General features: G+C 72.9%; 13 protein-coding genes and 1 riboswitch. Of the genes, 8 read left to right on the top strand and 5 right to left on the bottom strand.

The window, feature by feature from the left end:
- Positions 1-57: 57 nt before the first annotated feature.
- Entirely contained in the window at positions 58-438 is a 381-nt protein-coding gene (locus tag ABZ815_RS47215; RefSeq protein ID WP_357708447.1) for a PPOX class F420-dependent oxidoreductase, read from the top strand.
- Here ABZ815_RS47215 and ABZ815_RS47210 read toward each other — a convergent pair.
- A complete protein-coding gene (locus tag ABZ815_RS47210; RefSeq protein ID WP_357708445.1) occupies positions 407-1,522 on the bottom strand; it encodes a hypothetical protein in 1,116 nt (371 codons plus the stop codon). The two genes, ABZ815_RS47215 and ABZ815_RS47210, sit on opposite strands and share 32 nt — an antisense overlap.
- A 120-nt stretch (positions 1,523-1,642) precedes the next feature.
- Between ABZ815_RS47210 and ABZ815_RS47205 the strand changes: the two genes are divergently transcribed.
- Together ABZ815_RS47205 and ABZ815_RS47200 are read left to right on the top strand one after the other, a co-directional pair.
- The gene (locus ABZ815_RS47205; RefSeq protein ID WP_357708443.1) at positions 1,643-2,698 is read left to right on the top strand and encodes a hypothetical protein; all 1,056 of its coding nucleotides are present in this window, start codon (positions 1,643-1,645) and stop codon (positions 2,696-2,698) included.
- The gene (locus ABZ815_RS47200) at positions 2,695-3,324 is read left to right on the top strand and encodes a response regulator transcription factor (protein WP_357708442.1); all 630 of its coding nucleotides are present in this window, start codon (positions 2,695-2,697) and stop codon (positions 3,322-3,324) included. Before ABZ815_RS47205 ends, ABZ815_RS47200 begins: the two co-directional genes overlap by 4 nt.
- A 31-nt stretch (positions 3,325-3,355) precedes the next feature.
- Here the strand turns inward: ABZ815_RS47200 and ABZ815_RS47195 are convergent, their stop codons facing one another.
- Complete coding sequence (locus ABZ815_RS47195) at positions 3,356-4,132, bottom strand: methyltransferase domain-containing protein (RefSeq protein WP_357708440.1); 777 nt, start codon at positions 4,130-4,132, stop codon at positions 3,356-3,358.
- 105 nt (positions 4,133-4,237) lie between these two features.
- On the opposite strand from ABZ815_RS47195, the gene ABZ815_RS47190 reads away from it, so the two are divergent.
- The gene (locus ABZ815_RS47190) at positions 4,238-4,780 is read left to right on the top strand and encodes an RICIN domain-containing protein (protein WP_357708438.1); all 543 of its coding nucleotides are present in this window, start codon (positions 4,238-4,240) and stop codon (positions 4,778-4,780) included.
- A gap of 47 nt (positions 4,781-4,827) precedes the next feature.
- Here the strand turns inward: ABZ815_RS47190 and ABZ815_RS47185 are convergent, their stop codons facing one another.
- Complete coding sequence (locus ABZ815_RS47185) at positions 4,828-5,433, bottom strand: TetR/AcrR family transcriptional regulator (RefSeq protein ID WP_357708436.1); 606 nt, start codon at positions 5,431-5,433, stop codon at positions 4,828-4,830.
- A 70-nt stretch (positions 5,434-5,503) separates the two neighbouring features.
- On the opposite strand from ABZ815_RS47185, the gene ABZ815_RS47180 reads away from it, so the two are divergent.
- Positions 5,504-7,060: an FAD-dependent monooxygenase gene (locus ABZ815_RS47180; RefSeq protein ID WP_357708435.1), complete on the top strand. Its 1,557-nt coding sequence runs from the start codon at positions 5,504-5,506 to the stop codon at positions 7,058-7,060.
- 5 nt (positions 7,061-7,065) lie between these two features.
- Here the strand turns inward: ABZ815_RS47180 and ABZ815_RS47175 are convergent, their stop codons facing one another.
- Both ABZ815_RS47175 and ABZ815_RS47170 read right to left on the bottom strand, forming a co-directional pair.
- Positions 7,066-7,386, bottom strand: coding sequence for a multidrug efflux SMR transporter (locus tag ABZ815_RS47175; protein WP_357708433.1), 321 nt, complete (start codon positions 7,384-7,386; stop codon positions 7,066-7,068).
- Positions 7,387-7,388: 2 nt separating this feature from the next.
- The gene (locus tag ABZ815_RS47170) at positions 7,389-8,036 is read right to left on the bottom strand and encodes an NAD(P)H-dependent oxidoreductase (RefSeq protein WP_357708432.1); all 648 of its coding nucleotides are present in this window, start codon (positions 8,034-8,036) and stop codon (positions 7,389-7,391) included.
- A 111-nt stretch (positions 8,037-8,147) separates the two neighbouring features.
- On the opposite strand from ABZ815_RS47170, the gene ABZ815_RS47165 reads away from it, so the two are divergent.
- The 3 genes from ABZ815_RS47165 to ABZ815_RS47155 all read left to right on the top strand — a co-directional run bounded on the left by ABZ815_RS47165 (position 8,148) and on the right by ABZ815_RS47155 (position 12,593).
- Positions 8,148-8,762: a helix-turn-helix domain-containing protein gene (locus ABZ815_RS47165; RefSeq protein WP_357708430.1), complete on the top strand. Its 615-nt coding sequence runs from the start codon at positions 8,148-8,150 to the stop codon at positions 8,760-8,762.
- Positions 8,763-8,833: 71 nt separating this feature from the next.
- A riboswitch (cobalamin riboswitch) is annotated at positions 8,834-9,040 on the top strand.
- A 128-nt stretch (positions 9,041-9,168) separates the two neighbouring features.
- Entirely contained in the window at positions 9,169-11,580 is a 2,412-nt protein-coding gene (locus tag ABZ815_RS47160; protein WP_357708428.1) for a ribonucleoside-diphosphate reductase subunit alpha, read from the top strand.
- Positions 11,562-12,593 carry a ribonucleotide-diphosphate reductase subunit beta gene (locus ABZ815_RS47155; protein ID WP_357708426.1) on the top strand — a complete coding sequence of 344 codons (1,032 nt, stop codon included), beginning with the start codon at positions 11,562-11,564 and terminating at the stop codon, positions 12,591-12,593. Before ABZ815_RS47160 ends, ABZ815_RS47155 begins: the two co-directional genes overlap by 19 nt.
- Positions 12,594-12,719: the final 126 nt, after the last annotated feature.

The raw sequence follows: 12,719 nt of genomic DNA, 5'->3' as shown, positions 1-12,719 counted from the left end.
TTCGGGTGCTACGGTGATGGAGTCTCCTCAAGGAACTTCGTCAGACCGGAGAGAACCATGAAGCTCGACCCCGACGTGCGCGGCGTGCTCGACGGCACCCCCATCGCCCACCTCGCCACCCTCCTCCCCGACGGCGCCCCCCACTCCGTCCCGATCTGGATCGGCACGCACGGCGACCACGTCGTGATCCTCACCGGCCCGCGCTCCCGCAAGGCCCTCAACCTGCGGCGCGACCCCCGGGTAGCGCTCTCGCTGACCCCGGTGGGCAACCCGTTCCAGCCGGTGCTCATCAGGGGCCGGGTCGTGGAGTGGATCGAGGGCGAGGCGGGCTGGGAGATCGTCGACCGGATCGCGGAGAAGTACATCGGCGGGCCCTATTCGCGCGAGGAGGAGCGCGTGGTGCTGGTCATCGAGCCCGACCGGCAGAGCGCGGGCTGAGCCGCGCCGTCCCGGACGGCGTCTCCCGGCGGCGCCGGTGGTAGCAGACGGCGGCGGTGGCCAGCGCGGCGCCCCAGACCGGCCAGAAGCACTCCGGCAGCCAGGCGCCCCACTCCTCCAGGGTGAACCGGCCGGCCACGGTCCAGCGGATGTAGGTGAGCCCGGCCACCGTGACGATGATCGAGACGAACGCGGCCGGGACGACCGCCAGCAGCGGCGGCACCCGCCGGCCGCGCAGCCCCGGGATCCAGCGCGGGAAGACCTCGCCCCACCGCTGGACCAGCCCGAGGGTGAGCACGCCGCCCAACGCCCCGAACGTCGCCAGGTACGCCCCCGCCAGCCACAGCCCGTCCTCGCCCTCGGCCAGGAACTCCGCGCTCACGCCGAGCGGGATGCCCAGCGCCCAGGCCCACCGGGTGGCGCAGTAGACCAGCGGCACCGCGACCGCCACGTACACCGCGATCCGGCCGCGCGCCGGGGTGAACCAGCTCGCCCGGCCACGACCGTGCCCCCAGGCGGCGGCGGCCAGCAGCAGGCCGCCCAGCACGCACACGAGCTGGTTGAGCACCGGCCACGGCCAGGCGTCGGCGAACGTCGCGCCGCCCAGCCCCCAGCCGAAGACGGGGGCGACCAGCAGCAGCGGCGTGTAGGCGACGCCCATCATCAGCCGCGAGTCGGGCACCACCAGCACCAGCAGCGCCGCGACCGGCCACGCCACCAGAACGGCCACCCGCCCCAGCGGCCCACCCGGCCGCCGCCCCCCGCCACGAGGGCTCGGCCCCGCTCCGGCCGGCGGCCGTTCCCCGCCTCGGAGGTCCGCCCCTGCTCCGGCCGGTGGGCGGGCGTCGCCGGGGCGGGTCAGGAGCAGCGCGGTCGCCGCCGTGAGGGCCGAGAAGGCCGCGATCCACCAGCCGAAGGCCGGCGCGGTGCCGGCCAGGATCGACAGCGCGCCGTCGGGGTCGGGATCGTTCGATCCCCAGGGGTAACCGGGCGCCCCGAGCGCCCAGGCCGCGCCGAGCAGGCCGTAGGCGACCGCCCACAGCGCCGCCGCGTGTCCGTACCGGACGGAAGTGAAGATCGTCATGCCGACGAGCCTTCCAGCGCGGGCGCACGGCGGGCAGATGCCGTTCGGCACCTCCTGGAGGCCGCGGCGGTGCCGTTCGGCACGTGGGGCGGGCCGGCGCGGGCGCATATCGTTTCCCGGGTGAACGTGTTGTGGATGGTCGCCGCCACCGTGCCGGCGGCGGTCGCCGTCGCCGTGGCGGCCATCGGGTTGTTCCTGGCCGGGGGCAGGGCCGGGTGGCTGCCCGTGCTGACGCTGCCGGCCGCGGGCCTGTCCCTGGCGGTCACGGCCGGGTGGCCGGCCGCCGGAGGGCCGTCCACCCCGGCCGGCGGCGCGCTGGGCATGGCCGAGAGCGTGGCGCTGGCGGTCACGACCGGCCTGGTCGTCCGGTACGCGCCCATCCGCCGGGCCGCGCCGGCGGCGATCCTGGCGGGGCTCGCCGCGGCCACCTGGCTGCTGCGCGTCTTCGCGCCGGCCTCGCCGCTGGAGGCGCTGGGGGCGTGCGCGTTCTGGGGGACGGGCGTGCTGGCGGCCGCCGCCGTGGGCGGCTACCTGCGCCTGCTCGACGTACGGAAGGACCGGGCGGTGGCCGACACCGGGACCGTCCTGCGGCTGCGGCTGGCCGGCGACCTGCACGACTTCCTGGCCCACGACATCAGCGAGATGGTCGCGCACGCCCAGGCGGGCACCGTCGCGGGCGATCCGCTGCGGGCGCTGGAACGCGTCGAGGCGGCGGGCCTGCGGGCGCTGTCCACGCTCGACCGCACGCTCGACACGCTCCACCACGACCGGCCCCTGGGGCCCGTCGGCGACCTGGGCGGCATCGCCGAGGCCGCCGACCGCTTCTCCGCCGCCGGGCCGGCGCGGATCGGCGTGCGGATCGACCCCGTCGCGGCCGTCCCGGCGGAGACGGCGGCGCTGGCCTACCGGATCGTCATCGAAGGGCTGACCAACATCCGGCGGCACGCGCCGCGCGCCGGGCGCGTCGAGCTGTCCGTCACGACGCCGGGCGACGTCCTGGAGATCACCCTGACCAACGACGGGGTGACCGGCGCGGCCCGCCGCCGCCGAGGCGGATCGGGGCTGCCCGCGCTGGCCGCGCTAGTGGCGGAGCAGGGGGGCGAGCTGGCCGCGCGGGCCGTACCGGACGGGTGGTCGCTGACGGCGCGGCTGCCGCTGCGACAATCTCCCGGGTGAGCACCCGCATTCTCGTCGCCGACGACCAGGAGGGCATTCGCGACGCCTTCCGCCTGATCCTCGACGCCCAGCCCGACATGACCGTGGTGGCCGAGGCGGCCGACGGGCGCACCGCGATCGACACCGCCCTCGCCGTCCGGCCGGACGTCGTGCTCGCCGACATCCGCATGCCCGGCGCCGACGGCATCGAGGTGACCCGAGCCCTGTCCGGCACCGGCATCCAGGTCGTGGTCGTCACCACGTTCGGGCTGGAGGAGTACGTCCAGGCGGCCCTGCGGCACGGCGCGGCCGGTTTCGTGCTCAAACGCTCGGGCCCCGCGCTGCTCGTGGAGGCCGTCCGGGCGGCCATGAACGGCGACATGCTCATCAGCCCGCAGCTCACCGTCCGGCTGCTGCGCGGGAGCGGCCCGCGACGGGAGGTCTCGGACGTGGTGCTCACCGAGCGGGAGGACGAGATCGTGGTTCTGGTGGCTCAGGGGCGGACCAACGCCGAGATCGCCGCCGAGCTCTTCCTGTCGCCCGGGACGGTGAAGAACCACATCGCCGCGGTCCAGCGCAAGATCGGCGCCAGGAACCGGGTCATGATTGCGGCCTGGGCGTGGGCGACCGGCAGGGCCCAGCCGTGACGGGGTGTGCCCGTCCGTGCCGTGCCGCCGGTCAGGGGAGGTGGCGGGCCAGGTAGAGGGCCGTCTCGACGTTCACCGTCACGTGCGCGCCGAGCGTGTCGAGGAGCGTGCCGAACAGCCTCTCTCGCACGTCCTCGTCCAGGATGCGGTAGGACGACTGGGTGGACAGCAGGGTGACGTAGTCGGCCACCGGGAGCGTGCGTTCCGACCGGTAGAGCCGGGTGCCGAGGTCCCCGAACTCGGGCGGCAGCCCCATCTCCGCGGCCCACTCGCGGGCCCCGGCCTCCTCGCCGATCGGCCTGGCGATCGGGCCGGTGTTGGGCCTGATGTGCGGGGCGAACCTCTCGTGCGCGGCCAGCAGCCTCGCGGTCACCCCGTCGTCGGCGGGCCAGTCGATGTTCCAGAACAGGGCGAGCCCGCCGCCGGGGGCGAGCGCCGCGGCGGCGCGCCGCCAGCGCACCTCCTTGTCGACCCAGTGCCACGCCTGGGCGCAGTACAGCAGGCCGAAGGCCCGCTCCGGGACGTACTCCTCGAACGTGGAGACGGTGACCGTCACGTTCGGCAGCCCGGCGGACCGCCGGGCCAGCACGGCGGCCATGGCCGGATCGGGCTCGGTGGCCACGATGTCGACGCCGCTCGCCGCGAACAGCTCCGTGGCCTTCCCGGTGCCCGCGCCCACCTCCAGCGCCGGGGCCCCGGCGTAGGCCAGCACGTCGGCCGCCAGCTGCGCCGGGTAGCCGGGCCGGACCCTGTCGTACTCGTCGGCGACCTCGCCGAAGACCCTTCCTTGTATCCGTGGTGATGTCATGGAACCGATCCTGATTCATGATCGTCCGGGGTGGCAACCCCGGCGGCGCACATTGAGTACGCGCTACTCAGGCCCAACGGGCCCGGCGACCGCAGGCTTGGCCGCATGAAGACACACATCCTTCGCCCGGCGGCCGTCGTCGCCCCGCTCCTCGCCCTCGGTCTCGTCACCGCCCCGGCGCCCGCGTCGGCCTCGGCCGTGTGGGCCGCGTCCAACGTCCAGCTCGTGAACCGGCAGACCGGCAAGTGCCTGACCATCGCCGGGGGCGTCAGCACCGAGAACAACGTCCACGCCGTCCAGTACGACTGCGACAGCCACCCCTCCCGCCGCTGGGACGTCTGGGGCTACTCCAGCGCGGCCCTGCAGGTCAGGAACCGCCAGACCGGCAAGTGCCTGACCATCGCCGGGGGCGTCAGCACCGAGAACAACGTCGTCGCCCTCCAGTACAACTGCGACACCCACCCCTCGCGCTACTGGGCGCTCGGCAACCGCGTCGGCCAGTACGTCGAGTTCCGCAACGTCCAGACCGGCAAGTGCCTGACGATCGCCGGAGGGGTGAGCCCCGCCAACAACCTGGAGGCCGTCCAGTTCACCTGCGACGGCCACCCCTCCCGGTTCTGGGAGATCCGCGACTACTACGTGAGCTGACCCGGGCGGCCGCCCGCGCGGGGAGGCCGTCCCCTGGTGGCCGCCGGTCAGGCGGTGGACGTGCCCAGGAGGGGCAGCCAGACCTCGTCCACGATCTCGATGATCGACTCCTCGGGCACCCCGCGCATCGTCACCAGCATGTCGTGCCGCAGCAGGTCCAGCGGCAGGTTCACCACCCTGGACGAGCGCGGCACGCTGGGCAGCTCGCCGCGCTCGACCGCGCGGCCCACGATCGTCTCGAAGGCGGTCGCGTGGCCGGGCGGGAGCAGGGTGTCGCGCAGCTCGGTCAGGCTGGTGCCGCTGTCGCGGAAGTAGTCGGCGAGCTGCACGCTCATCAGCGTCAGCATGCCCGCGCGGTCGGCGCCGGCGTTGCGCAGGAACCCGATCGCGTCGTCGCGCAGGCTGCCGGTGTCGGGCACGTCGATCAGCCGCCAGAACTTGGCGAGGGTGGCCAGCAGCAGGTCGTCGCGCCGCGGCCAGCGCCGGTAGAGCACCGGGCGGCTGGTGCCGGCGCGGGCGGCGACGGCTTCGTAGGTGAAGCCGTGATAGCCGTGCTCGACCAGCACGTCCCAGGCGGCGTCGAGGATCGCGTCCGCCAGCGCGGAGCCGCGCCGGCGGGAGGCGCCGCCGGGGGCACGGTGCTTGAGATTCACTTGCGTATCTTATCGCGGCGCCCTACGGTGACCTGAATTAGATACAGCCCTGTACCTTAAGGAACGTCACATGATGTTCGACGTCATCGTCGTCGGCGGCGGCCCGGCCGGCCTCTTCCTCGCCTGCGAGCTGCGCCTGGCGGGCGTCCGGCCGCTGGTCCTGGAACGGCGTCCGGAGCCGGACCCGTCGGACAAGGCCCACGGCCTGGCCGGTCAGGTCGTCCGGCTCCTGGACCACCGCGGCCTGTACGAACGCTGCGGCGGCCGGGGCGTCCCGGCGCCCGCGCCGGGCTTCTTCTTCGGCGGGATGCCGTTGCCGCTGCACGAGCTCGGCGCGGAGAACCCGATGCACCTCCTGCCCTGCGACCAGCGCGACCTCGAACGGGTGCTCGGCGAGCGCGCGGCCGAACTCGGCGCGGACGTGCGGCGCGGCTGGGAGGTGCTCTCCCTCGCCCAGGACGACGACCGGGTCGAGGTCGTGACCCGCGGCCCCGGCGGCGTCGCGACGACCCTCACGGCCCGCTACCTGGTCGGCTGCGACGGCGGCCACAGCATGGTCAGGAAGGCGGCGGGCATCGCCTTCCCCGGCGTCAGCGACGACCACGTCGTCGACCGCTCGGCCCTCGTCGGGCCGGGCGAGCACTTCCGGATGCTGCCCGGAGGGCGCGTCCTGATCGACGGCCTCGGCGAGATCCCCGCGCACTTCCACCGCACCGATCGCGGCGTCTTCACCCTCCTGGCCCACGACCCGAGACGGCCGCTGATCAACACGGCCGAGTGGGAGGACCACCCGGCGGGCAGCTTCCCGGGGCCGGGCGCGCCGATGACGCTGGCCGAGATGGAGAAGAGCGTCGAACGCGTCCTCGGCGTGCGCCTGCCCCTGAGCCCGCCGCCCGAGGGCGCACCGTCGATGCTGCGCCGCCTGTGCGGGCGCAACACCCGGCTCGCCGACCGCTACCGCGCCGGACGGGTCTTCATCGCCGGCGACGCCGCCCAGGTCAGCCACGGGCCCACCCTGAACCTGGCGCTCCAGGACGCCGCCAACCTGGCCTGGAAGCTCGCCGCCGCGCTGCGCGGACAGGCCCCCGAAGGGCTCCTGGACAGCTACGAGGCCGAGCGCCGCGCGTGCGCCGAGCGCGTGGTCACCCACACCCTGGCCGCGACCGCCCTGCTGGCGCCCGGGGCCGAGGTCACGGCGCTGCGCCGGCTGTTCGGCGAGCTCCTGGGCCGTACGGAGAACCTGCGCCTGGTCGCCGACCTGATGGCGGGCAGCGACGTCCGGTACGACATGGGGGAGGAGCGGCCCGCCGCGCCCACCGGGTGGTTCGCGCCGTCCCTCGCCCTGACCGCCGGCGACGGGCGGCCGGGGCGCCTGGCCGAGCTGCTGCGTGACGCCCGCCCCCTGCTCCTGGACCTGACCGGACGCGACGCCCTCGCCGCCACCGCCGCGCCCTGGCTCGACCGGGTGCGCCACGTGGCCGCGACCGCCGCCGGCGCCCCCGCCCCTGCGCTGCTCGTCCGGCCGGACGGTTACGTCGCCTGGGCGGGCGCTGACCCCGACGGCCTGGAGGCGGCCCTCACCCGCTGGTTCGGGGATCGTCCTCGACGGGCCGCGACCCCCGCCTGACGAGGTCACTCCGGGCTGGTGACCCGCGCCAGGACGATGCCGCCGACGATCAGCGCCAGCGCGGCCATCCGCCCGATCGACATCGGGTCCTTGTGGACGACGACGCCCAGCGCGATCGCGCCGACCGCCCCGATGCCGGTGAAGACCGCGTACGCGGTGCCGACCGGCAGGGTCTTCATCGAGTACGACAGCAGCCAGACCGCCGCCACCATGAGGACGAAGCAGAGCAGGGTGGGCAGCGGCCTGGTGAACCCCTGGGTGGGCTTGATGCTCTGCGCCCAGGCGATCTCGACCAGCCCGGCCAGCCCGAGGACGAGCCAGCTCATCGTCAGAACTCCTTGCCCAGGTCGCGGGCGCCGCGCAGCGCGGCGGCGTACAGCTCGTCGTGCCGGGAGCGCAGGTGGGCCAGGTCGGGGTCGACGCGGGAGTTGGCCAGCTCGGCGGTGACCACGGTGGTGTCCTCGACGGCGAAGTGGCCGGCGAAGAAGTCCCGCAGGTAGCGCTCCTGGTAGTCGAACTTGGCCTTGGGAGCGCCGGGCGAGTAGGCCCCGCCGCGCGCCGTGGTGACCACGAAACGCCGCCCGGCGAGGGACATCTTGGGGAAGGTCACCTGGTCGAGCCACGCCTTCAGTGCCGACGGGATCGAGTAGTTGTACATCGGGGTGGCGATCAGCACCACGTCCGCGGCCACCAGTTCGGCCAGCAGCGGCTCGATGACCGCCCAGGCCGCGGCCTGCTCCGGGGTGCGGGCGGCCTCGTGGTAGCGGCCGATGTCGGTGATCCGGTTGGCCATGACGTAGTCGCACAGCTCCGTCCAGGCCTCCCCGATGTGCGGCACGGGCTCGGCCGCCAGGTCGCGGTGGACGTAGGTGCCCTCGGGGTGGGCGGACCGCCACGCCTCGGCGAAGGCGTCGCCGAGCTCGCGGCTGATCGAGCGGCGTCGGGCGCTGGCGTTCAGGTGGAGCAGAACGGTCATGAGGGGCTCCTCGAAATAAGTGGACATTGCGTCCGCTTTGGGGTCGGCACGACCGTAGCAACTAAGCGGGCACGTTGTCCACTTATCGGAGTGTGGGTTAGAGTCGCCGCCATGGAGTCCCGTACCGAGTTGCTGACCGGACGTCCCGTGGAGGAGGCGGGCCGCCCGCGCGAGCGCGCCGACGCCGCACGTAACCGCGCCAAGGTGCTCGCCGCGGCGGCCGAGCTGTTCGCCGCCCGAGACCCGCGCGGCGTGACGATGGACGACATCGCCAAGGCCGCCGGCGTGGGCCGGGGCACGCTCTACCGCCGCTACCCCGACACCGTCTCGATCGCGCAGGCCCTGCTCGACGAGCACGAGCGCGTGTTGCAGGAACGCCTCCTGCGCGGCGACCCGCCGCTCGGCCCCGGCGCGCCTCCCGCCGACCGGCTCGCCGCCTTCTACGCCGCGATGGTCGAGCTGCTGGACGAGCACATCTCGCTCGTCCTGGGCGCCGAGCAGGGCGCGACGCGGTACGCCACCGGCGCCTACGGGTTCTGGCGGGCGCACGTACGGGTGCTGCTGACCGAGGCGGCGATCCCGGAGCCCGACGCGCTGGCCGACATCCTCCTCGCCCCGCTGGGGCCCGACGTCTATGCCGAGCAGCGCAGGCGGGGGCTCACCCCGGAACAGATCACCGCCGCCCTGACCCGCCTGGCCCACGGCATCGTCGAACGCGCCGGCTAGCCCGCCCCGGGCCGGCGCCTTCCTCTTCGCAACACGACATGTTGGGTGTGACTTTTTGATCCGCCCTATATATGGTGTCTCCCGCAGCCGGTTCGGCCCGCCCAGCCAGGGTGGCCGAGGCAAGAGGGAACCTGGTGGAAATCCGGGACTGCCCCGCAGCGGTGAGTGGGAACGACCGCCGTCAGACGCACTGGGCCATGGGCCCGGGAAGCGACGGCCAGTAGGCAGCGACAGCATGCCCACGAGTCCGAAGACCTGCCGGCGCGCCGCGCACGATCATGCGTGCGTGGCTGCTCCGAGGCCGCGCGGGACGGCGGACGGTACCGGCGAGAGGGCTGTGGCGCCTCGCCGTCTGCCTCCTGCGCGTGTTCTCGGCACCTGACCGAGTTCACGAGGGGAGAGCGAAGTGACGGTCACAGGGGACCCGATGACGGACCTGGCCGAGGCGGCGGGGGCGGATGACGGGAGGCCCGCGCCGCGGCGCGTCCAGATGCAGGTGCGCAAGCGCAACGGCACCGCCGAGCCGGTCGACGTCAACAAGATCGTACGCGCGGTGGAGCACTGGGCGACCGATCTGACGGACATCGACCCGATGCGGGTGGCCACCAAGACGATCAGCGGGCTCTACGACGGGGCCACCACCGCCGAGCTGGACCGGCTGTCCATCCAGACGGCCGCCGAGATGATCGGCGAGGAGCCGCAGTACTCGCGCCTGGCCGCGCGGCTGTTGTCGGGCTACATCGACAAGGAGGTCCGCGGGCAGGGCGTGGCCTCCTTCAGCCAGGCGATCCGGCTGGGCCACGCCGAGGGGCTCGTCGGCGACGAGACCGCCGAGTTCGTCAACGCCAACGCCCGCAAGCTCGACGACGCCATCGACGTCACCGCCGACCTGCGGTTCGAGTACTTCGGGCTGCGCACGGTCTACGACCGCTACCTGCTGCGCCACCCGTCCACCCGGCTGGTGGTGGAGACGCCGCAGTACTGGCTGCTGCGCGTGGCCTGCGGGCTGGCCGAGACGCCCGCCGAGGCCGTCGGGTTCTACCGGCTCATGTCGTCGCTGGCCTACCTGCCCAGCTCGCCGACGCTGTTCAACTCCGGCACCCGGCACACCCAGATGTCCTCCTGCTACCTGGTCGACTCGCCCCGGGACGAGATCGGCTCCATCTACGACCGCTACGCCCAGGTGGCGCAGCTGTCGAAGTTCGCCGGCGGGATCGGCATCTCCTGGTCGCGGGTGCGCTCGCGCGGCGCGCTGATCCGCGGCACGAACGGGCACTCCAACGGCATCGTCCCGTGGCTGCGCACGCTCGACGCGTCCGTGGCCGCCGTCAACCAGGGCGGCCGCCGCAAGGGCGCGGCCTGCGTCTACCTGGAGCCCTGGCATCCGGACGTCGAGGAGTTCCTGGAGCTGCGCGACAACACCGGCGAGGACGCCCGCCGCACCCACAACCTCAACCTGGCCAACTGGATCCCCGACGAGTTCATGCGCCGCGTCGAGGCCGACGAGCCGTGGTCGTTGTTCGACCCCGACGAGGTCCCGGAGCTGCCCGACCTGTGGGGGGAGGCGTTCGAGGACGCCTACCGCGCCGCCGAGCGCGCCGGGCGGTACGTCCGGCAGATCAAGGCCCGCGACCTGTACGCCAAGATGATGCGCACCCTCGCCCAGACCGGCAACGGCTGGATGACCTTCAAGGACGCCGCCAACCGCCTGTGCAACCAGGCCGCCGAGCCCGGCAACGTGGTGCACCTGTCCAACCTGTGCACCGAGATCATCGAGGTGTCCAGCGACGCCGAGACCGCGGTCTGCAACCTGGGCTCGGTCAACCTCGCCGCCCACCTGACCGGCGACGGCATCGACTGGGAGCGGCTGCGCGCCACCGTCCGCACGGCGGTCACCTTCCTCGACCGCGTGATCGACATCAACTACTACCCGAGCGAGCAGGCCGCGGCCAGCAACCCGCGCTGGCGTCCGGTCGGCCTGGGCGTGATGGGCCTTCAGGACGTCTTCTTCGCCCTGCGGCTGCCGTTCGACTCGGCCGAGGCCAAGGAGCTGTCCACCCGGCTCGCCGAGGAGATCTACCTGTCGGCGCTGGAGACCTCCGCCGGCCTGGCCGAGCGCTTCGGCGCCCACCCGGCCTACGACCAGACGTGGGCGGCACGCGGCAGGCTCCAGCACGACCTGTGGGGGGAGAGCGGCACCCAGGCCGAGCGCTGGGACGCGGTGCGCGCGCGGATCGCCGCCCACGGCCTGCGCAACTCGCTGCTGATCGCGATCGCGCCGACCGCCACCATCGCCTCGATCGTCGGCTGCTACGAGTGCGTCGAGCCGCAGGTGTCCAACCTGTTCAAGCGCGAGACGCTGAGCGGCGAGTTCCTCCAGATCAACAACGCGCTGGTGGCCGAGCTCAAGTCGCGCGGGCTGTGGAACGAGCGCGTCAGGGCCGCCATCAAGCAGGCCGAGGGGTCGGTGCAGGGCATCGCCGAGCTGCCGGAGGACGTGCGCCGGCTGTTCCGCACCGCCTGGGAGCTGCCCCAGCGCGCGCTGATCGACATGGCCGCCGCGCGCTCGCCGTACATCGACCAGAGCCAGTCGCTCAACCTGTTCATGAGCGCCCCGACGATCGACAAGCTCTCCTCGATGTACCTGTACGCCTGGAAGTCCGGCCTGAAGACCACCTACTACCTGCGCTCGCGCCCGGCCACCCGGATCCAGCAGGCCACCGTGCCCCTCGCGCCCCCCGCGCCCCTCATGAACAAGTCCGAGGAGGCCCTGGTGTGCTCCCTGGAGAACCCCGAGTCGTGCGAAGCCTGCCAGTGACCCCCGAGGAGAACGTGATGTTGCTCGACCCGGGCATGAGCCTGACCCTGCGGCCCATGCGCTACCCCCTCTTCTTCGACCGCTACCGCGACGCGATCAAGAACACCTGGACCGTCGAGGAGGTGGACCTGCACTCCGACCTGAAGGACCTGGCCAGGTTGTCGGCGGCCGAGCGCCACCTGGTCAGCCGGCTGGTCGCCTTCTTCGCCACCGGCGACACGATCGTGGCCAACAACCTGGTGCTCAACCTCTACCAGCACGTCAACGCGCCCGAGGCGCGCCTCTACCTGAGCAGGCAGCTGTTCGAGGAGGCGGTGCACGTCCAGTTCTACCTGAACCTGCTGGACACGTACGTGCCGGACGAGGAGGAGCGGTTCGCGGCGTTCGCGGCGGTGGAGAACATCCCGTCCATCCGGCGCAAGGCCGAGTTCTGCTTCCGCTGGATCGACTCCATCGGCAGCCTCCAGCGGCTGGAGACCCGCGACGACCGGCGGGCGTTCCTGCTCAACCTGATCTGCTTCGCCGCCTGCATCGAGGGCCTGTTCTTCTACGGCGCCTTCGCCTACGTCTACTTCCTGCGCTCGCGCGGCCTGCTGAACGGGCTGGCCTCGGGCACCAACTGGGTGTTCCGCGACGAGTCCATGCACATGGCCTTCGCCTTCGACGTGGTCGACGTCGTACGGCAGGAGGAGCCGGACCTCTTCGACGAGGAGATGGCCCGTCAGGTCAGGGAGATGCTGGCCGAGGCGGTGGAGTGCGAGGCCCAGTTCGCCGAGGACCTGCTCGGGCAGGGCGTGCCGGGCATGTCGACCGCTGACATGCGGTCCTACCTGGAGCACGTGGCCGACCGGCGGCTGGCCCAGCTCGGCATCGAGCCGCTGTACGGGTCGAAGAACCCGTTCGCGTTCATGGAGCTGCAGGACGTGCAGGAGCTGTCGAACTTCTTCGAGCGGCGGGTGTCGGCGTACCAGGTGGGGGTGACCGGCTCGGTCAGCTTCGACGCCGACTTCTGACGGCTCCACGTGGTGCGCAGGCCCGGCGGGGGGTTTCGCGCCCCCGGGCATACCCGACATACACGCAGCACCGGAACCACAGCAACACTGGGTAATCAGCAGGAATCGCGGGGGAACCAGGCGAAG

Source organism: Nonomuraea sp. NPDC047529, assembly GCF_040642995.1.
In the GTDB taxonomy this organism is placed as follows: domain Bacteria; phylum Actinomycetota; class Actinomycetes; order Streptosporangiales; family Streptosporangiaceae; genus Nonomuraea.
This window is presented reverse-complemented; position numbering and strand designations above follow the sequence as displayed.

Excerpts from the sequence above, each read along its gene's own strand:
- ABZ815_RS47180 (WP_357708435.1), top strand. The coding sequence starts at position 5,504 with ATGATGTTCGACGTCATCGTCGTCGGCGGCGGCCCGGCCGGCCTCTTC.
- ABZ815_RS47195 (WP_357708440.1), bottom strand. The coding sequence starts at position 4,132 with ATGACATCACCACGGATACAAGGAAGGGTCTTCGGCGAGGTCGCCGAC.
- ABZ815_RS47210 (WP_357708445.1), bottom strand. The coding sequence starts at position 1,522 with ATGACGATCTTCACTTCCGTCCGGTACGGACACGCGGCGGCGCTGTGG.
- ABZ815_RS47190 (WP_357708438.1), top strand. The coding sequence starts at position 4,238 with ATGAAGACACACATCCTTCGCCCGGCGGCCGTCGTCGCCCCGCTCCTC.
- ABZ815_RS47215 (WP_357708447.1), top strand. The coding sequence starts at position 58 with ATGAAGCTCGACCCCGACGTGCGCGGCGTGCTCGACGGCACCCCCATC.
- ABZ815_RS47175 (WP_357708433.1), bottom strand. The coding sequence starts at position 7,386 with ATGAGCTGGCTCGTCCTCGGGCTGGCCGGGCTGGTCGAGATCGCCTGG.
- ABZ815_RS47165 (WP_357708430.1), top strand. The coding sequence starts at position 8,148 with ATGGAGTCCCGTACCGAGTTGCTGACCGGACGTCCCGTGGAGGAGGCG.
- ABZ815_RS47170 (WP_357708432.1), bottom strand. The coding sequence starts at position 8,036 with ATGACCGTTCTGCTCCACCTGAACGCCAGCGCCCGACGCCGCTCGATC.